Genomic DNA, 21391 nt, shown 5'->3' with positions numbered 1-21391 from the left:
TTATGACAAGCTCTTATTCAAGCTAGATAGCTCAAGGTCAGCCTTGTGTGGGTTGTTAACCACAATCTTACCATCTGCAGTAAGGCTAAACAATGCTCCTTCTTCTGCAGTTCCAAGAATAGGGTTTTCAACCATTTTCTCGTTACGGATACCAACCGCAACACCACCGATACCTTCTTTAAGAAGTTTAACAGCATGTGCACCCATACGTGATGCCAAAACACGGTCACGCGCAGTTGGAGAACCACCACGTTGAATATGTCCAAGTTCTGTCACACGAAGGTCGCTTGTATCCCCAGCTTCTTTTAGTTTTTGACCAAATTCAGCTGCTGACATAACACCTTCTGCCAAGACGATGATGTTGTGTTTTTTACCACACTCATAACCACATTTAATGCTTTCTACGATATCTTCAATCTTGAAGCCTTCTTCAGGAATGATGATTTCATCAGCACCAGTTGCGATACCTGCCCAAAGAGCGATATCACCTGCGTTACGTCCCATAACTTCGATAACAAAAGTACGACGGTGACTTGATGACGTATCACGAATCTTATCGATAGCGTCCATAGCAGTCGTAACCGCTGTGTCAAAACCGATTGTAAAGTCAGTACCAACGATATCGTTATCGATTGTACCTGGAAGACCGATAGCTGGGAAGCCATGTTCAGTCAAACGCATAGCACCGTGGTAAGATCCGTCACCACCAATAACAACTACACCTTCAATCCCGTGTTTTTTCAATTGCTCAATCCCTTTAAGTTGCCCTTCAAGTTGAGCGAACTCTGGGTAGCGAGCTGAGTGAAGGAAAGTACCACCACGAGAAATGATGTCCCCTACTGAAGCTGCATCTAGGGGATGAATTTCACCGGCAACCATACCAGCATATCCATCATAGATACCAAACACTTCCATTCCTTCTGAAATTGCTTGACGAACAACTGCGCGGATGGCAGCGTTCATACCAGGGGCGTCTCCACCACTAGTCAAAACAGCAATACGTTTCATATTGGTTATGCTCCTTTTTCTTTTAACATTCTTACTGATTATACCACATTTACGTTGAAAATTCTTCTATTTTCCGTAATTTTAGCGATAAATCGTTTTCATAACTATTCCATTCAATTTCGCTTCTAATTCATCAGATTTAGCTACAAAATGATGGGGAGAAACAATTGTTCTCTGTTCCTCTTCATACCTGATAATGACTGGGATTGGGCCTTTATACTGGTCTAAAATACGTGACATTTCTTGATCCGAGTCATGATTTTTCACCTGAATCCAAAAGCGCTCAGCCACTGCTTCTCTTATTTCTTGTGCAATCATTTGCAGACGACCGTCACGTGACTGGACTTTCCCTTTAATATAGTAGAAGGCTCCTTCTCTTACTTCCTGAGCAACCTGTCGATATAAATCTGAAAAGAGGGTAACATCCAATTTTTTCTTACTGTCATCCACCTGTAAGAAAGCCATATTTTCACCTTTTTTGGTACGAATTACTTTTATCTTCTGAACTTCAACCAAGATAATAGCATAGCTATTTTCTGACAAATTACTAATAGGAGTAATCGGATAAATAGCCTTACTTGCAATAGCTTGTAGAGGATGTTTGCTGACGCCTACTCCTAGGAGCTCTTGTTCCATGTAGAATTTTTCTTGCTCCGTCCAGTCCTCCGAATCTTGCCAACTATAGATAGTCTCTCCAAATAAGCTTCCTAATACTTTCACAAATTCAAATAGATTAACTAAATTATTGAATACTTTTTTACGATTTTTTTCAAATGAATCGAAAAGACCAACTTTTACCAAAGGTTCCAGCAAGGGAAGTTTCAAATAATTCTCAGGTAGTTTAGCTAAAAAATCTTCAATATTAGAATAAGGTCTATGTTCAATAATCCAAATAGCCAAATCCTTGCTGAGCCCCTTAATCGATTTCAAACCTAGATAGATAGACTTGTTCGCAATTTTATCGTGATAGGGAATAGTATTAATGGACAATGGGGCTACTTCAAAACCTGCTTCCAAGGCATCTGTTACATAATCACTGTTGGCAGAATTCAACATAATCTGATAAAAGATAGCTGGATAATGTGTTTTAAAATAAGCCAACTGGAAGGCCAAGGCTGAGTAGGCATAGGCGTGAGATCTATTAAATCCATAACCTGCAAACTTCTCCATAACATCAAAAACCTGCTCTGCTTTTTCCGCAGTATGACCAGCTTCTATGGAGCCTTGAATAAAGGAAGCCCTCATCTCATGCATGGCAGTGGCATCCTTTTTACCCATAGCTCGACGCAAAATATCAGCCTTCCCAAGACTAAATCCAGCAAATCGCTGAGCAACCTGCATAACCTGTTCCTGATAGAGCATAATGCCATAAGTTGGAGCCAAAATATCCTCCAGCACTGGATCCAGAACCGTCACTTCTTCCTGCCCATGCTTTCTAGCTACAAAATTATTGATATAATCACTAGCACCTGGTCGATTTAGGGAAGTAGTTGCTACTACATCTTCAAAACAGACTGGTTGAACACGCTTAAGTAGCCGAATGGCACCAGGTTGCTCAAATTGAAAGATACCTTTTGTATTGCCAGAAGCAAAAAGAGCTAGCGTTTCTTTATCTTCCAAATCGATTTCTTCAATTTTCAAGTGAATATCTTCTGTTTCAGCAAGCAATTCTTGCATCTTCTGGACAAAGGTCAAATTTCGTAGCCCCAGAAAATCCATTTTCAAAAGTCCACTTGCTTCAACTCCATGAGCATCATACTGAGTCAGTGGAATTTCGTCACCATGCTTTAGAGGGATGTAGTTAGTCAAATCTTGGTCACTGATCACAACACCAGCCGCATGGACAGAGGTTTGTCTTGGATATCCCTCAATCTTGCAGGCAATGTCAAAGGCTTTTTGGTATTCTAACTTACTATTGATTTGCTGACGAAACTGGAGATTTCCTTCATAGGCCGACTTGAGATTGTCGCGAAAACTGATTTTCTTGGTAATTGCAGATAATTCATACTCGGGCACACCAAAGCGTTTCAAGACATCACGCAGAGCCTGTTTAGCACCAAAGGTTGAAAAAGTAACGATTTGAGCCGCATGTTTACTGCCGTATTTATTACCAACATATCTGATAAAATCTGGACGATAAATATCTGGGATATCAATATCAATATCAGGCATAGTATAGCGTTCACGATTGAGGAAACGTTCAAAAATCAGATTTTTCTCTACTGGGTCAATCCCTGTAATGTCTAAAGCATAGGAAACCAAGCTACCAACTGCGGAACCTCGTCCCATTCCCATATAATAGCCATTCGAACGTCCAAAACGCAACAAATCCCAGACAACCAAGAAATAATCATCAAAGCCCATATCATGAATAACAGCCAATTCTTGGTCTAGACGGTCTTGATATTCTTTACCAGTTAACCCCTTCTGAGCAAGCCCAAGCTCAGCGCGTTCTCTCAACTCTTCTACTGCTGGTCTAGATGGGTTAAAACGAGGCAATTTTAGACTAGTATCCAAGTCATAAGAAATACCTGAAATCAGCTTTTCTAAGTTTTCCAAGGCTTGAGGAAAACGTTCTTGGAATAGTTTCTCTAAAGAACTTGCTGATATAAAAACATCTTGTCTCGAACGCAAGGGAACTTCTCTGAGTGGTAGATTTTCTTTAATCGCTGTTAATACTTGAAGAACTTCTCTATCCTTACTTTCAAATGTATTGACCCGATACAATGGCAAAATAGGATGGTGAAATTCGCTAGCTAGTGTTTCTGGGTAAACCCCTATATAGTAATCACAGCCTAGATTTAACAACTCAAGTTCTTCAAAATAAGGCACAATTACCGCAATATCCTCTAGATACTGAGATAGAACTGACCAACTTTTCTCCCCCTGCATCTTTGCTGTTGAAAGTTTCATCAACTGCTGATAGCCCACACTAGATAAAGCTAAAAAGCGCAGATTCACATCCTTATCATCTACAAGCACATTCATTTCAAGCCCTAACAAAGGATGAATGCCATATTTTTTTGTAACCTCTAGAAAGTCGAAAGCCCCATAAAGATTGTCAATATCCATCACAGCCAGATGAGTGTAGCCATAGTCTTTTGCTACTCTCACATACTTGTCGATTGAAATGACGCTCTCCATAAAACTATAGACTGTTTTTGTATCTAGTTGTGCGATCAATTTACACTTCTCCTCTATCGTTCTCACTATATTATACCATTTTTAAAAAGAGAAAGAAAAGAACCTGAGATAGCAAATCTCAAGTTCTTTCTTTATCTGATTGCAAGTCAGCATCTAATAAGAATCAAAATGATTATTCTTCATCTTCTCTTTTCTTACGAGCAATCAATCCAAATCCACTTAGGGCTCCTAGAAGTCCAAGTGCTGCAAGGCTAGCATGATCTTCTGTACCTGTATTTGGAAGTTCACGTTGACCATCCATGTATTGAGGTGTAGAAGGCGCTGCTGGTTGAGCTGGAGTTGTTGGAGTACCATTATTATTTCCGTTGTTATCTCCATTATCTGCAGGTGTTACAGGTTGTGGAGTTTCTGGTTCTGGTTTTGGTTCCGGCTTAGGCTCTGGTTTAGGAGCTGGAGTTGGACCTGGGTATGGAGTTGGATTTGGTGTAGGATCCTTAGGAATGTAGTTGATTGGTGTATCTTGCGTTGGATCACCAGGTACCTCTGGTACTTCGTATCCTTTCGTTGGATCGTTTGGATCAACTGGTTTCAATGGTTGACCTTCTGGGTCTACAGGGATAAATCCTGGTACATAAGGTACTTTAGGTTTATCTGTTCCTGGTTTAGTTGGATCTTTAGGATCGTTTGGATATGTGATTGGATTTGTTGGTGTTCCTGGGATATTTGGAATCCATGAACCTAACTTATCGTAAATCACTGTTTCATTGATATCCTTGATTGTATCAGGAGTTACTTGTACATCTTTAGTTGATGATTCTAGATCACCAGCTTTAGCGATGTATCCTTTCACAACTGGTACTGGGTAACCGTTGAAGATATTATCGTTACGATCTGTTGTCCATTCACCATATGTGATTTCACCAGTTACTAAGTTAACTTTCGCTTCACGTGTGAACTTGATTGTTTCAACACGAGTTTCAGAAACTTCGTTTCCATTGCGATCTACATACTTGATCGTACGTGTAGCTGATTTCTCAGTTACAAGATCTTTCACAGTATTTGGCCATACTGGGCTGTTTGGATCGTTAGGGAATACTGGTTTACCTGGTTCTGGTGTAGATGGTGTCACAGGTGTTCCATCTGGATTCTTCGGTAAGTTTGGATCAGTTGGATCTATTGGTTTACCTGGTGTAACTGGAATAATTCTTTCAGCTACTGTTACAGTGAAGATTTGATCTACAGATTTATCTTTATCAAATACTCTATCTGTATCTTTAGATGGGAACTCGTTCTTAACGACTCTATAACCAGCTTTTTCAAGTTTTTCAATAGTCTTAGTTACTTCATCAACTTTAGACTTAGTGAAGTTAGCTCCTGAATCACCTTCATCAATTACTGGAGTTGATACTACTTTACCTTTTTCATCTACGAAGTTAGTGATAGCTTTTTGTTTATCAGTTACGTAAGTGATTCGCGTATCAGTTCCTGGATCTGTTGGTACTGGTGGTACTTCATATCCTTTAGTTGGATCGTTTGGATCTACTGGTTTCAGTGGGTTTCCATTTGGATCTTTTGGTGTAGTTCCTGGTACGTAAGGAACGATTGGTCTATCGTTTCCTGGTTTAGTTGGATCGTTCGGATCATTTGGATATGGAAGTGGATCAATTGGTGTTTCACCTTCTGGTACTTTCGGTACCCATGAACCAAGTTTAGTGTAAACTACTTTGATGTTTTCATCTTTAGAGTCTGCAGTTAATCCTGTTGTAGCTGCTACTTCTTTTTGTTTGGCATCTTTCAGGATGTAGCCGTTAACGACTGGTGATTCAACTTTATCGAATGTTGTATCTCCATCTTTAGCTGTCCAGTTACCGTAAGTGATTTCACCTGTTACTGAATTGATCTTAGCTTCACGATTGAATGTAACTTTATCAGTTACTTTCTTAGCTACTTCCTCACCTTTTTCGTTAACATACTTAATTGTACGGTTCACGTGGCGAGTTGTATCAATCTTCTTGATTAGATCTTCAGTCCATTTTGGTCCATCAGGGTTCTTAGGATCGATTGGTTCACCTGGTTTTGGTTTATTTGGATCATTTGGATTTTCTGGATCTACTGGTTTGATTGGCTCAACGTGTGGTTTAACTGTAACTACGAAGCTTTGATCTACTTTCGTATCTTTATCGTAGTTCTTATCTGTAGCAGTTGTGAATCCGTCACTTACTAAGTCATATCCTAGAGCTTTCAATTCAGCAAGTTTAGCTACTGTACTGTAGTCGATTGGTTCTCCAGATTTACCTTCTAGGTTATCTGTGTGAAGTACTGTTCCAGTTCCTTCTACCACATAAGTTACTTTTGCTTTCTGAGTATCTTTCTCATAAGTGATTTCAGTATCTTCTGTTGGGGTTTCAGGTGTTGGTGGAACATATCCTTTACTTGGATCGTTTGGATCTACTGGTTTCAGTGGATTTCCATTTGGATCTTTTGGAGTTGTTCCTGGAACGTGAGGAATCACTGTTGTTGGTGTTCCTGGTTTAGTTGGATCTGTTGGATCGTTTGGATATTGAGGTTTCTCAACTTTTGGAACTTCGAATCCTTCTGGTACTTTTGGTACATATTTACCTAGCGGTGAGTAAACAACATTTACTACAGAATCAGCTGCATCATGAGCAACGTTTTCAACTTTTTCAGCTGCTTTAATATCTGCAACATATCCATCGATAACTGGAGATGTTACCTCAGCTAATGTTTGTGGTTCTGTCCAGTCAGAAGTATAAGTGATTTCACCTGTTACTTTGTTTAGGTCACCTTTACGAGAGTAACGAAGTTTTTGTTCTACCGTTGGACGAGCCTCTTGACCACGTTTATCAGCATCTACTTTTTCAGTATTCGCATATCTGTAGTTGATTGTACGATTCACCTCATCTAGTAATCCAAGTTGTTCGTATGTACGTTGTTTTGGATCTCCAGGTACTTTGTCTCCTGGTTTTGGAGTTGTGTTTGGATTGTTTGGATCTAGTGGTTTATCCGGATCGATTGGAGTGATTCCCTCTTTAACGATTACATAGTAAACTTGACTAATTCCATCATTACCTTTGTCATCCTTGTCATCAAATGTACGGTTAGCATCAGCGTAGAATGCTACACGTTCTGCTGTATAAGCTGCATCAGTTGGAGCAACAACTTCATAACCTTTAGCTTCTAATTCAGCTTTAACGTTATCAATGTTTGTTGTCTTGATTGCTTTACCTGTATCTCCTGCTTCCGCAACTGATACGTGAACTGCAGTACCATCCTCTTTAATGAAGTGAACTAGAGCTACTTGAGAACCATCTTTAACATACGTAATTGTAGTGTTTTGAGTTGGATCTTCTGGCTGTTTCGGTACTTCATATCCTTTCGTTGGATCGTTAGGATCTTTCGGAGTTAATGGTTTACCGTTTGGACCTACTGGTGTTGTTCCAGGGATGTATGGTACTACTGGAGTTTCAGTAGGTGTTCCTGGTTTTGTAGGATCTTCACTGGTTGGATCTTCATATGGTTTTGGTGTTAAGTCAGCATCCGCTGGAGGTGTTACTCCTTCTGGAATTACTGGCACATATGAACCAAGTTTGCGGTAGATGATTGTTTCTTCGCTATCTTTATCAGTAGCTTTAACCTCTGTACGCTCTGTAGATTTAGCTGCTGAAGCTACATATCCTGGTTTGTTTGGAGTTGTTACAGCGTCGATTGTTGTATCATTGTCTTTAGCTGTCCATGTACCAAAGTTAGAGATTGCTCCTGTTACTGGATCTAAGTCAGCTGTACGAGTGAATGTTAATGTTTGTACATTGTCAGGGATACCTGCATCTGATCCGTCAGCTAGTTTGTAGTGAACTGTGTGTGTTACTTCTTCGATTAATCCTAATTCTTTGTAAGTACGTCCTTTTGGATCGTTTGGTACTTTGTCTTCAGGTTTAGGAGTAACATCTGGTGTGTTTGGATCTGTTGGTTTAGTTGGATCTAATGGTACTGGTTTTGTAGTATAAACTACTGTTTCATTGATATCTTCAGCAGTTGCTGTTACTTCTGATGCTGGTACAGTCGCTTTATTTGGAGTGTAATTCTTAATTTCAGGTGAATTTACAGCTTCAAATGTTTGAGCTGGTGACCAGTCTCCGAATGTAATCTTACCAGTTACTGGGTTGATAGTTGCTGAACGTTTGAATTCTTTAGTTTCTTGAACTGAATCAGCAGCTTTTGTTCCATCTGCGTAAACATACTTGATTGTACGTTTCACTTCTTCTTTACGTCCGTCTTCTAACTCTTTGATTAACTCTGGAGTCCATTTTGGTCCTGTTGGATTGTTAGGATCAATTGGTTTATTTGGATCTGGAGTTGAATCATTTGGAGTTACAGTAATTGGCTTAACAGTTACTAAAACTTTGTATACTTGGTTAGTCTTAGAATCTGCATCGAATTTACCATCTGTTGGGTAGTTGTTTTCAACAACTGTGTATCCTTTAGCTTTCAACGATTCAATTGTCGCTGTTACATCTGCAGATTTAGTGAATGGTTTTCCTGTGTCTCCAGTGTCGACAACTGATGTAGCTACTCCACCTTTTTCAGTCTTATCCGTTTCACTGTTTACTTCGATGAAGTGTGTAACAGCTACTTGAGAACCATCTTTAACGTAGATAATTGATGTATCTTTCGTTGGATCTGTTGGTATTGGTGGTATGTATCCTTTACTTGGATCATTTGGATCAACTGGTTTCAATGGTTTTCCATCTGGTCCTACTGGTGTTGTTCCTGGGATTTGTGGAACGATTGGTGTTGTTGTTCCTGGTACCACTGGGTTAGTTGGATCTGGATCTTTAACTTTTGAACCATCTTGTGGATCGTTAGTATAAGGTTTTGGATCTACATTTACATTTGCAGGTGGTGTGATTCCTTCTGGAATTACTGGTACATAATTACCTACTGCTTTGTATACTACTTTTTCTGTAATGTCTTTGTCAGTTGCATTAACATCTGTTACATCTTTCTTAGATGAGTCAACATCACCTGTAGCAACATATCCTGTTACTACTGGAAGTTCTGATTTACCTTCTAATGTAGTATCATCATTTGTAGCTTTCCATGGTCCATAAGTGAAGTCTCCTGTTACAGGGTCAACTGTAATAGCACGTTTGAATTCTACTTTTGTTGTGAATTCAGATGCTATATCTGCTCCTTTTTTAGCAGTATCTGCAGGTTTTAATTCACTTTCTACGTCAGAGTATTTATAAGTAATTGTACGATTAACTTCTTCTTTACGAGCATCTTCTAATTTCTTGATTAACTCTTCAGTCCATTTTGGTCCATCTGGATTATTTGGATCGATTGGCGTATCTTTCGTTGGAGTTGGATCGTTTGGTTGTACTGTGATTGAATCAATCTTTCTGTACACTACTGTTTCAGTAAGATCTTCACCCTCAGCTTGAACTGTTACCGCTGGTACAGTTTTTGTACTTGGAATGTGGTTCGTTACCGCTGGGATATCTGTTTCTGTTGGAGAAGTTACTGCTGGCAATTTTTGAGCAGCTGTCCAGTCTCCATAAGTGATTTCTCCAGTTACAAGGTTTACTGATGAAGTACGAGTGAATTTAACTTCTTGCTCAACAACTTTTTGATTTCCTGTTGTTGGGTCAATTACTGGTGCCCCATTTTCAAACACATACTTAACAGTACGTTTAACAGTATCTGTATTTTTCAGATCTTTAACTGATGCAGGCCATTTTGGTCCATCTGGTTTCGTTGGATCTACTGGTTGACCCGGTTCTGGTTTTGGATTATCATCACTCTTCGGTTTAGTTGGATCAAATGATGGTACTTCAACAACTTTCGGAGTTAATTTAACTACGAATTCTTGGTCAATTGCTTTGTCAGTATCAAATTCAGTATTTGTTGTAGCTGCTTTGAATCCATCTGAAACTAATGTATAACCTTTAGCTTCAAGGTTCTTAATGACTTCATCAACTTTAGCTTGGTTAAGAGTAGTAAAGTTTGTACCTGATGCTCCAGTTTCTGTTAATGCATCTGCTAACGCAACATCTACTCCATTAGAAACTGTTTTAACTACTCCATTAGCATCTGATTCTACGAATTTAACAGTTGCACGTTGTTTTTCTGGAGTGTATAGAACTTCTACTGTGTAATCTGCTGCTTCCGCATCGATTTCAGCAGTTGCATCTACAGCAACTTTATCTGGTGTATATCCCGCTACTGTTGGTGAAGGTACATTATTGAATTTATTATCTTTAGCCACTTCTTCAGGAGTTAATGTGATTCCTGTAGCATTACCTGCTTTTGGTGTCCATTGACCGTATGTGATAATTGCTTTTTGAGCATCTGTTGCAGTTGCTTCTGCAGCTTTGCTTGCAACATGATCTAACAATACTGTACGCGCAGTTTTTTCAGCATCTGTACCTTTAGCTGCTTCTGCTTTATAAGTAGCATACTCTGTTGGATATGCTTTCGCAGCAAGTACAAGGTCAATTGTACGGTCTCGTTTGTATGTTAATCTTTCAACAACCGATGGTGCTGCTGTTGTTCCACGTTTATCAGTTGGTACATCAGTAGTGTTTGCATATTTATAGTTGATTGTACGTGTTACTTCTTGAGTTTCACTATCTGAAACTTCAACTTTCTTATGACGTAGGTAAACATTGAATGCTTGGTCTACTTCTTTATCATCATCGAACTTACGTCCACCTTCAACTGGATTCCCCTGAGTATTATTTGTAAAGTCATCCGTTACTAATTCATATCCAAGGTCTTCATATTTCTTGATTGTTTCAGCTGTTTTATAAGGAATCGCTGTATGAGATTTACCTTTAAGTGTTGTAACACCATAAGTTATTTTCGCATCTGCACCTGTTGAAGGAGCCGGATTAGCGTTTTGAACTTCAAGAATACGAGCATCACCTGTAGCATCTAAGTCAATGTATGTTACTTTAGCTTTTTGAGTATCAGCTTTATAAACAACATACATATCGAAGTCATCTTTATCGTCCGCACGAACTTCTGATACTAATGGTTCGTATGCTCCAACATCTCTAGTATTGTCAGCTACTGGAGTGTATAATCCTACAGGTTGTTTTCCATTGTGGATGTGTCCCATCTTACCATCAGCACGAGGAGTGAAGTCAGCTGTTACTACTTCAGCAGTGTATCCTTTAACTGTCGGTGAGATGATTTCTTTAAATTTAGAGTTTGCATCACTTGAAGCAGTCCATTTACCGATGATAATTGAACCTTGGTTAAACTTAGTTCCTGCAGGGATAGTATCTCCAACATTGTAAACATGACCAGATGCGTCTGTAACTTGGTTTGTAGTTACCATTTCTGTATCAGTTGTACCTGCTTCAGAAAAGATCTTGTAATCACGAGTATAGTCAATCGTTTGTGTACGAGTAACTGGTGTGTTATCGATTGCTAGGATTGGATTATTATCTTTATATGAATCTTGACTAGATGGATTATCATTATCATTTTCATATACATAATGAATGGTACGAGTAATAGATGCTTTCGACTGTGGTTTAACGATTGGTGTATACGTTGCTTTACCGTAGTCTGTACCATACTGACTTGTCACAGGGTCTCCAGCTACTTTATCGTTATAGTCAACATCCGGTTGTTGTTTTGTTACACCTGTACCTGTTCCTACGAACTTAGGATCTGGTGTAAATGTAATTTCACCAGTATCTTGGTTTAATGTGTAGGTACCTTCATTTTCAATGACGATTTCTGTTTCAGTTACTTTAGTGTAACGACGTGGAACACTTGTTACTTCTCCTGTTTGTGGATCGATGTGAACTGCATTTGGGAGAGTCACATTCATTAAGTCTTCGTAAGTTGCAGCTGTACGAGTTCCTTTTTTAATTGTTTCGTTATTAGCATTATACGTTGTACCGTTTAATGTAATAGTTTCATTTTTTCCAACTAGTTGATCCGCTGATGTTTCCTTGGCTAATGTTGAAATCTTATTTCCAGTTTCACGCGGAATTGTTTGTCCAGTATTATAACTTACATTGTCGAATGTGTTATTAACTGAATTAGTAAATGGCGTATTGATAGTAGCTCCTGCTGGAATTGTTCCTCCCGCTGGAATTGTTTGCTCTGTTCCATTCGCTAATGTTACTTTTACTTCCACTGGTGCTGGGTGATTACTTTGAGGTTTTGCACCAGCAGGGATCGTAGTACCTGAAACTAATCGAATGTTATTTACAGTGACATTTCCTGTTCCAGTAACATTCACATCACCAGTATTCGCTATTGTAGTTCCTGCCGGAATTTTATCTGCTGGTTTATAAGTTACTGTTGTTCCATCTGTTAGTGTAAGAGTTGTTTCCTTATCGACAGATGTATCTTCTGTATATAATTTCCCTGGAGTTTCTTTTCTTGTTGCAAATGTCGGTTTCTTCGTTTTATCTAGTATTACATAGTCAGTTGTATACCTGACATCTTCAACTTTGTCATTTGTTACTGTTTCTACAGTACCATAAACCGGGATTGTAGGATTAGATTTTTGTACCGCACCTTGAACATCCTCAGTAGTAGTATCTTCTCCTACTGGACGAACATCTATTACTGTTGGAATATATACAGCATCCATTGTACGATTGCCATTATATTCCTTATTCACATTTTCTGTTAATTTATCCTTATCGGCTAGTCGATCTGATGCTAATGCTTCTTTAAGAGTTGCATCTGTCAAGTCCCAACCAGTTGAGTTACGGTTTTGGTCCCAGCCACGAATAACTGCTCCACGTGCGGTACCTACATAACCTGGCTCTGGATGGAAATCAACTGTTGTTCTATAATTACCTGTAGCATCTTTAATATTTTGGCCATTCTGACCATTTTTATTTAAAGTATATTCCCCTACTTTGTTTCCAGCTGTGTCATACTCTGTATATTGAGATAAGTAGTACTCAGTTTTACCTGTTGCAGGGTTAACTACTTTAACCGCTGTTCCTAGAGTATTACCTCTTTTATCTTTTACTACTACTTCTGCTCCTTTATAAACAGTTGTTCCTTCTGGATCGGTAACATTGACAGTTGTATTAGCTGTTGGTTCTTCACTAGCAACTATTGAATCTGTTAATACAAACTTTGGAGCTACAGTAGGTTCCATTTGGTTCCATGCTGAATATTTAGATGACTCTGTTTTACCTGTTGCAGTAAATAACTCAGTAGTTCGGATATCTAATTTTTGATCTCTTCCTTGGAAGTCTTTAGATTCATTTCTTGTTCCACGAGGTGGATGAACTACGTGTGTTTGGAAGTCTTCTACTTCCCCAGAAGATGCAACACCAGTTGGTAAATCAACATCCTCTTTATCTAGCGCAATACGTAAACGTACACCCAAACTATCCACAGATGTATCTAATAATTGAGGTGTATTTTTCCATTTCAAAGTGTAAGTTTCTTCTTTTGAAACCTCTACTAATTCAGAAGCTTCATAAAGGTCAAATTTACCATTATTATTAAAATCAACCCATCCACGAACATAAGCTTTCTCATTGTTTGTTCCTGGATTTGCACGAATACCCTTCAATTCATATTCGTTTGCAGCCCCTTGTCGTAATGAATAATTCGTCGCTACAGCCGGATCTAGTATTTGACCTTCTCCTTCATCGGCTAATACACCGACACCAATAACGCCTTCAGCTTTATTGAAGATACCCTTGATTGGTAAATGTGAAGTAGGATCCGAAATAGTTAAAATATCATCTTGTCGAAGAGCCACGGTTGTTCCGTCTGTTTTACGGATAACAGTATTACCATTCTTTTGAACTTCGTAAATACCTGTGTCGCCTTTTTCATTTGTAACAGTAGAAGTTCCACTCTTAAGTTCAACCTTTTCGTATTTATCTGTATTAACTAAATCGTCTAATACCCAAGCACCACTTGGTTCTTTTTCAGTAGAACGGAAGTCAGGGTCACCTTTTTGTGAACCAAGATATGGTTGGGTAGCTACTGTGCTACTTCCATCAGAGTTTGTTCTTACAAGATTCCCAATGAAGTGTTGAGCTGAACCATATGAAGCTGGAGCATCTCCACCATCATATATGACGAATCCTATCGTACCAGCCTGAGAACCTTGAGTATTCATATAAATAGATAAATTAGAAACATTTTGACTTAATCCTACTGGTAAATCATTCCCACTATTAATAGTAGTAAATGCAGGACCAAATAATTTTGTTCCATACATAGAAACATTTCCGTTTTTATCAGTACTTAACCATTCGGTTCTCTTATATCCAGGTTTTTCAAATGAATTACCATTCAAGCCTAATTTAGCCGAATCAATCGGAACAACACCATTTCCACCTTTAGGATTTTTATTTAAGGCTAAAAATTGTTCCCAATTCGTTCCATCAGTCTCAAATTGAAGAACTTCAATTTCTCCGGCTTCCTCAGCATCTACCGCAATTGCATTTACTGCAACAGGACGGCTATTGTATGTAGCCGAAAGTGAGAAATTCACCCCTACATTAGCACTATCATATGCTGCCGTGAAAGCAGTCATCTGAGGAGTTCCATCTTCATTATCAGTAGATAGACCCACGTGCTTCATATGAGAATAAGTTTTATCTTGATAAGCCAAAACGACATCAACGGGATCACCAGCTCTTCTTCCAGTAGATGTTTGATCCTTATTCATCACGTTATAAGCTTTACCATTTGAATCTTTGAATGGATTTGTTGCTACATTTTTAGGTGCTAATGATGTTACAGTAGCTGTTAATTCATATCCTTCTACAGAGGTCTTAACTGTAAACTTCATACCTTCTTGAAGAGCTTCGAAAAACTCTCCTTTAGAACTTGCATCACGGCCATTCATATTCTGTGCTCGTCCATCATTATAGAAGTGTTTTGAATAACGAGCTGGACCATTCGCTAACCATTCATCATCTAAAGTTGTTCCTTTACGACCATCAGGATATGTTACTTCTCGATAGTATGTAAACACCCCTGTTTGAGCAACTCCATAACGGTCTTTAACTACTTTAGTAACTGGCGAAGATAAGTGTTTAACTTCTCCTACTTTAGTTCCATCTGTATATGTGATTTTAGATGAACCAAAGTCAAACTAGTTAATAGATTTCTTCAATTGTTCGGTATTACGATTAGCTGTATACCCTTTAATTACTTCTGATGTTGGAAATGTAAATTCTTGACCATTTGCCAAAGTAACAGTTGTTTCTCCAATTAAATTACCTTTAGGATTAACATTAACTTTTATTTTATCAGCATCTGTCAAATCAGGATTGGCTATACGGAATTGACGAATAATTTCCGCTATTTCTTCTTCAGTAACATTTTGGTAGTTTGCTACTGGTGTAATTTGCGCAGGTTTAACAACTAATTTGTTATTATTTGTAGCAACATCATCTAATACTGCTTCAACTTTACCTACGTGTCCTGCACGTTTCATCTCAGCATAAACTGCTTCGATAGCTGATGAGATACGTTGGAGTTGGGCATCCAATTCTTCCTTAGTGATTTCTCCTGCCGCAAGAGCTTTCTTAGAAGCTTCGATTTGGACCTTAGCTGAAGCTACTGCAGTTGCGATTGCTTCTTTTCCAGCTTTATCTTCTGCCTTTTTATCCGCAAAGTTTGAGGCAGTTGTGTTCAATACTTCTGCTTCAGATGTCAACTGTTCAAGGACAGTTTTAGTAGCAGTAATTGGGTTTTCTGCTTTCTTTTCATCCTTTTTATCAGCTTTTTCATCAACTGCTTTATCAGCTTTTTTGTCAGTCGAAGGAGCAGTTAGTGTTGCTTTTTCTTTGTCAGCTGCTTCTGTTTTTTCAGTTGTAGCTGTCTCAGCTACTTTTTCATCTTTCTTAGATGCTTCAGCAGCTAATTTTGCAACTTCCTCATCACTCAAGGCCGGCTTTTCTACTACAGCCGCTTCTGTCGTAGCAGAAAGAGCTGGTGCCGTCTCATTTGCGACATTCTCACTTACCTTATCATCTTTTGGAGCAGATGCCACAGCTTCTGTTTTATTTTCAGTAGCTGTTTCTTCTGCTTTGGCAGTCGTTTGGGCAGCACCCAAAATCAAGGCTGTCCCCAACAGCACACTCGCAGCACCAAAATGATACTTACGAATAGAGAAACGTTGGCTCAAGCCATACCAATCAAAAGATTTATTTTTTTGTCTTTTTGATTTATACATAATGTTCACTTTCTACATTTTTTTATGTAATTTCGAATTACAATTATATAGTATATATTTTATCACAAAAACGCTATCAGTTCAAGAAAGAAATAATTATATATATATATATCGTTTTTTGATATTGTTTATATTTATATACTATTTTGTTTTTGACTTTATCTTGGTATTTTTTTTGCTTTTTTGATATAATAAATTAAAGTATAATTTTACTGGAGGTTTTATGCGTTTTAATCGATTTAGCTATTTAGCGCTACCTAGAGATACAATTATCTTTGAATTAAAAAAGTATGGATTTGATTTACCAGTCAACATCACAAATAAAAAAATGCTTGAAGCGTTTCTCATTCGTTTCTTTTTTAATTTTAAAGATAGCACCTATCCTCTATCCAGTTTAGCAGTTGATAAAGAAACTGACTTACTGACATTTTTTCAATCAGATAAAGAGTTGACTGCAGATATTTTCTATACTGTAGCCTTTCAACTTTTAGGTTTTTCTTATTTGGTTGACTTTGAAGACAGTGATGTTTTTCGTAAAGAGTCTGGATTTCCTATTGTATATGGTGACTTGATTGAAAATCTCTATCAGTTACTCAATACTCGTACCAAAAAGGGGAACACTCTTATCGACCAACTTGTCAGTGACGGTCTTATTTCTGAGGATAATGACTATCGCTACTTTAACGGCAAGAGTTTGGCTACTTTTTCTAGCCATGATGCCATTCGAGAAGTCGTTTACGTTGAGTCACGTGTCGATACTGACCAAAAAGGTCTTCCAGACTTAGTCAAGGTCAGCATTATTCGTCCTCGTTATGACGGCCAAATTCCTGCTATCATGACAGCTAGCCCCTACCATCAGGGAACCAATGACAAGGCTAGTGATAAGGCCCTCTACAAGATGGAGGGTGAACTTGAGGTCAAACCTGCTCACAAGATTGAGCTTGAAGAACCTCAACTCAATCTCGTCCAACCCCAAGGTCAAGCTGAGCTTGTGTCAGAAGCTGAGGAAAAGCTAACGCACATCAACGCTAGCTATACTCTCAACGACTACTTCCTTCCACGAGGTTTTGCTAATCTCTATGTCTCAGGTGTCGGTACCAAAGACTCTACTGGTTTCATGACTAATGGGGACTACCAGCAAATCGAGGCTTATAAAAATGTCATCGACTGGCTCAATGGCCGTTGCCGTGCCTTTACCGACCACACGTGCCAACGTCAAGTCAAGGCTGACTGGTCAAACGGAAAAGTAGCTACAACTGGACTTTCCTATCTAGGTACCATGTCCAATGGTCTTGCGACTACAGGTGTAGATGGTTTAGAGGTTATTATTGCCGAGGCTGGTATTTCTTCGTGGTACAACTACTACCGTGAAAACGGTCTAGTAACTAGCCCAGGTGGTTATCCAGGTGAGGACTTTGACTCCCTTGCTGAACTAACCTACTCTCGTAATCTCTTGGCTGGTGACTATATCCGTGGTAATGAGGCTCACCAAGCTGACTTAGAAAAAGTAAAAGAGCAGTTAGATCGCAAATCTGGTGACTACAATCAATTTTGGCATGATCGCAATTATCTGCTCAATGCCCATAAGGTAAAGGCAGAGGTTGTCTTTACTCATGGTTCACAGGATTGGAATGTCAAACCACTTCATGTTTACCAGATGTTTCACGCCCTTCCTGCTCATATAAACAAGCATCTCTTTTTCCATAATGGCGCCCATGTGTACATGAACAACTGGCAGTCCATTGACTTCCGTGAGTCCATGAACGCCTTATTGACAAAGAAATTACTGGGACAAGATACAGATTTCCAACTTCCTACTGTCATTTGGCAGGACAATACAGCCCCTCAGACTTGGCTATCACTTGATACCTTCGGTGGGCAAGAAAACTTTGAAACCTTCTCACTTGGTCAAGAAGAGAAAGTCATTCAAAACCAGTACCCAGATAAGGATTTTGAGCGCTATGGTAAGACCTACCAGACCTTCAATACAGAACTCTATCAAGGAAAAACCAATCAGATTACTATTGACCTTCCTGTAACCAAAGATCTTCACTTGAACGGTCGTGCCCAACTCAATCTTCGTATCAAATCCAGTATAAATAAGGGGCTCTTATCTGCCCAACTGCTAGAATTTGGACAGAAGAAATACCTGCAACCTTATCCAGCTGTTTTAAGTGCTAGAACCATTGACAACGGTCGCTACCATATGTTGGAAAATCTCAACGAATTGCCTTTTCGTGAAAATACACAACGAGTCGTGACAAAAGGCTACCTCAATTTACAAAATAGAAATGATTTACTGTTAGTAGAGGATATTAAGGCAGATGAATGGATGGATATCCAGTTTGAACTGCAACCGACTATTTACAAGTTAAAAGAAGGAGATACTCTTCGTTTAGTACTCTATACTACTGACTTTGAAATCACAATCCGTGATAACACCGCTTACCACCTGACTGTTGATCTTGAACAGTCTACTCTTATCCTACCTTGTCAAAAGGCATAATATATCAGACTTTCTATATGGAAGATTTCCACTTGAACAGTTGAAACAAACATACACTTGGTATCAAATGCAATCCCGATATAGGCTTATGATAGGTCTACACGGAAGCTTTGACAAAAGATACTAAAACCCTAACCAACATGTGTACTCATTAATAATACTCGCTACCACACCACATGTTGAAAAATCTTTGTGAATTAACATTAATCATAAATTCACAATAAGTCGTGACAAAAGGCTACCCTAATTGAATGATTTACTGTTAGTAGAGGACACCAATGTAGATAAACGGATAGATACCCAATTCATCTACACTCAACTAGTGACAAGTTAAAAGAGTGGGATTTTCTCCATTTAGTCCTATACTACTGACTTTGAAATCATCATACGTGACAATACCGCTTACCACCCGACTGACGATTTCGTTCCGTCCACGCTTTCTGTACCCAGTACAAGGAGTAACATTTTATGAATAAATCTGAACACCGACACCAACTCATACGAGCTCTTGTAACGAAAAACAAGATTCATACTCAAGCTGAGCTACAAGCTCTTCTTGCCGATAATGATATTCAAGTTACACAAGCTACACTTTCGAGAGATATTAAAAGTATGAACCTCTCAAAAGTACGTGAAGAAGACAACTCTTACTACGTGCTCAATACAGGCTCTATCTCAAAATGGGAGAAACGTCTCGAAATCTACATGGAAGATGCTCTTGTCTTGATGCGTCCCGTTCAACACCAAGTCCTCCTTAAAACCCTTCCTGGACTTGCGCAATCCTTTGGTTCTATCATTGATGCATTAAGTTTCTCTGACGCTATCGCTACTCTCTGTGGTGATGATGTCTGCCTTGTCATCTGCGAAGATGCAGAAGCTGCTCAAAGATGCTTTGAAGAACTGAAAAAATTCGCTCCACCATTTTTCTTTGAAGAATAAGAAAATTCCGTGTCTGATGTGGCACGGAATTTTGTTATATTCTTTACTGAGATGGATTTTCTTTTTTAGTTCGTGCTAATCTCAGGGCACGATTTGGATTGAGACGATTAAATAGTTCTTCCAATTTCTTTTCATTCCAAACATCTGCGGCAGAAACGAAATTACCATCCGCATCTCGGAAAGATATCGGTTTATCTCCCATATCAGTCTCCTAGTCTACAAATTCAAACTCAAATTTACCAATGCGGACCAAATCCCCATCTTTAGCACCACGCGCACGAAGGGCTTCATCAACCCCCATACCACGAAGCTGGCGAGCAAATTTCATGACTGATTCGTCACGATCAAAGTTGGTCATATTAAAGAGTTTCATGAGTTTTTCACCAGAAAGTACCCATGTTGCATCGTCATCACGACTAATTTCAAAGGCTTTTTCTTCCTCATCAAATCCATAGTAGGCTTCTTCTTCCATATCTGACTCGTCGTAGAGCAAGAATTCTGGTGTCTTGTCTAGCAATTCAGCTGTAGCATCCAAAAGCGTAGCCAAACCTTGCTTGGTCAATCCAGAAATTGGGAAAATAGCTGGTAACTCTTCAAATTCATCGTAGTTTTCAGCCAATTTTTTCTTGAATTCTACAAGATTTTCCTGACTCTCAGGCATATCCATCTTATTGGCTACGATAATCTGTGGACGCTCCATCAAACGGAGATTGTATGACTCTAGCTCTTTATTGATAGCAAGATAATCCTCATATGGATCACGCCCTTCACTAGCTGACATATCAATGATGTGAAGGATGACACGTGTACGCTCGATGTGACGGAGGAACTGAGTTCCCAGACCGACTCCCTGACTAGCTCCTTCAATCAAACCTGGTAGATCAGCTACTGCAAAGGATTCACCTGATTGGGTACGAACCATTCCTAGATTTGGCACAATTGTCGTAAAGTGGTAGGCACCAATTTTAGGCTTAGCTGAGGTGATAACACTTAAAAGTGTTGATTTCCCAACAGAGGGGAAGCCTACTAAACCAACATCAGCCAAGATTTTTAGTTCCAATTGTAACTCACGTTCCTGACCTGGTTCTCCATTTTCAGAGATTTCAGGTGCAGGATTTTTTGGTGTCGCAAAGCGGATATTTCCACGACCACCACGACCACCGTGGGCTACAATAAATTCCTGCCCATGTTCAATCAAATCTGTCAAGACCTTGCCAGTCTCGGCATCACGCACAGTCGTTCCTTGTGGTACTCGAACTCTAAGATCCTCAGCACCACGACCATGCATCCCTTTGGTCATTCCTTTCTCACCAGAATCAGCCTTGAAATGACGATTGTAGCGAAAATCCATCAAAGTACGTAGTCCTTCGTCTACAACGAAGACTACATTGCCTCCTCGACCACCGTCACCACCCCAAGGACCGCCATTAGGGACATATTTTTCACGGCGAAAGGCAACCATACCATCGCCACCATTACCAGCCTTGACCTTGATCTTGGCTGTATCTAAAAACATACTCATTTTTTCTTCTCACTTTAAAAAAGGGCTGGGAAATCCCAGTCACAAAATTTTCTTGAATCTA

The 21391-nt window shown here is 39.1% G+C and carries 8 protein-coding genes and 1 pseudogene; 3 read left to right on the top strand and 6 right to left on the bottom strand.

Features of this window, described 5'->3' with window-relative positions:
• From pfkA to M1G05_RS02400, 4 genes are all read right to left on the bottom strand, one after another.
• Positions 1-1008, bottom strand: a complete 1008-nt coding sequence (gene pfkA, locus M1G05_RS02415; RefSeq protein ID WP_000820863.1) for a 6-phosphofructokinase — start codon at positions 1006-1008, stop codon at positions 1-3.
• A gap of 81 nt (positions 1009-1089) precedes the next feature.
• The gene (locus M1G05_RS02410; RefSeq protein WP_247953001.1) at positions 1090-4191 is read right to left on the bottom strand and encodes a DNA polymerase III subunit alpha; all 3102 of its coding nucleotides are present in this window, start codon (positions 4189-4191) and stop codon (positions 1090-1092) included.
• Between the two features lie 133 nt (positions 4192-4324).
• Positions 4325-15157 carry a mucin-binding protein gene (locus M1G05_RS02405; protein ID WP_247953000.1) on the bottom strand — a complete coding sequence of 3611 codons (10833 nt, stop codon included), beginning with the start codon at positions 15155-15157 and terminating at the stop codon, positions 4325-4327.
• A gap of 120 nt (positions 15158-15277) precedes the next feature.
• The gene (locus M1G05_RS02400; RefSeq protein WP_247952999.1) at positions 15278-16363 is read right to left on the bottom strand and encodes a YSIRK-type signal peptide-containing protein; all 1086 of its coding nucleotides are present in this window, start codon (positions 16361-16363) and stop codon (positions 15278-15280) included.
• A 223-nt stretch (positions 16364-16586) separates the two neighbouring features.
• Between M1G05_RS02400 and M1G05_RS02395 the strand changes: the two genes are divergently transcribed.
• The 3 genes and pseudogenes from M1G05_RS02395 (at position 16587) to M1G05_RS02390 (ending at position 19808) form a co-directional block, all read left to right on the top strand.
• The gene (locus M1G05_RS02395; RefSeq protein ID WP_049502519.1) at positions 16587-18869 is read left to right on the top strand and encodes a Xaa-Pro dipeptidyl-peptidase; all 2283 of its coding nucleotides are present in this window, start codon (positions 16587-16589) and stop codon (positions 18867-18869) included.
• Between the two features lie 170 nt (positions 18870-19039).
• Positions 19040-19341: pseudogene (locus M1G05_RS10090) on the top strand (Xaa-Pro dipeptidyl-peptidase); the annotation flags it as partial.
• A complete protein-coding gene (locus tag M1G05_RS02390) occupies positions 19338-19808 on the top strand; it encodes an arginine repressor (RefSeq protein WP_020902899.1) in 471 nt (156 codons plus the stop codon). The pseudogene M1G05_RS10090 and the gene M1G05_RS02390, both read left to right, overlap by 4 nt.
• Before the next feature lie 43 nt (positions 19809-19851).
• Here M1G05_RS02390 and M1G05_RS02385 read toward each other — a convergent pair whose 3' ends face one another.
• Entirely contained in the window at positions 19852-20010 is a 159-nt protein-coding gene (locus tag M1G05_RS02385) for a hypothetical protein (protein ID WP_001808548.1), read from the bottom strand.
• 9 nt (positions 20011-20019) lie between these two features.
• The gene (obgE, locus tag M1G05_RS02380; protein WP_000061647.1) at positions 20020-21330 is read right to left on the bottom strand and encodes a GTPase ObgE; all 1311 of its coding nucleotides are present in this window, start codon (positions 21328-21330) and stop codon (positions 20020-20022) included.
• Between the last annotated feature and the right edge of the window lie 61 nt (positions 21331-21391).

Source organism: Streptococcus mitis (genome assembly GCF_023109515.1).
Classification (GTDB): Bacteria; Bacillota; Bacilli; order Lactobacillales; family Streptococcaceae; genus Streptococcus; species Streptococcus mitis_CS.
The sequence above is the reverse complement of the archived record's forward strand: the minus strand, read 5'-3'. Positions and strand labels throughout refer to the sequence as shown.

Excerpts from the sequence above, each read along its gene's own strand:
- pfkA (WP_000820863.1), bottom strand. The coding sequence starts at position 1,008 with ATGAAACGTATTGCTGTTTTGACTAGTGGTGGAGACGCCCCTGGTATG.
- M1G05_RS02400 (WP_247952999.1), bottom strand. The coding sequence starts at position 16,363 with ATGTATAAATCAAAAAGACAAAAAAATAAATCTTTTGATTGGTATGGC.
- M1G05_RS02395 (WP_049502519.1), top strand. The coding sequence starts at position 16,587 with ATGCGTTTTAATCGATTTAGCTATTTAGCGCTACCTAGAGATACAATT.
- M1G05_RS02390 (WP_020902899.1), top strand. The coding sequence starts at position 19,338 with ATGAATAAATCTGAACACCGACACCAACTCATACGAGCTCTTGTAACG.
- M1G05_RS02385 (WP_001808548.1), bottom strand. The coding sequence starts at position 20,010 with ATGGGAGATAAACCGATATCTTTCCGAGATGCGGATGGTAATTTCGTT.
- obgE (WP_000061647.1), bottom strand. The coding sequence starts at position 21,330 with ATGAGTATGTTTTTAGATACAGCCAAGATCAAGGTCAAGGCTGGTAAT.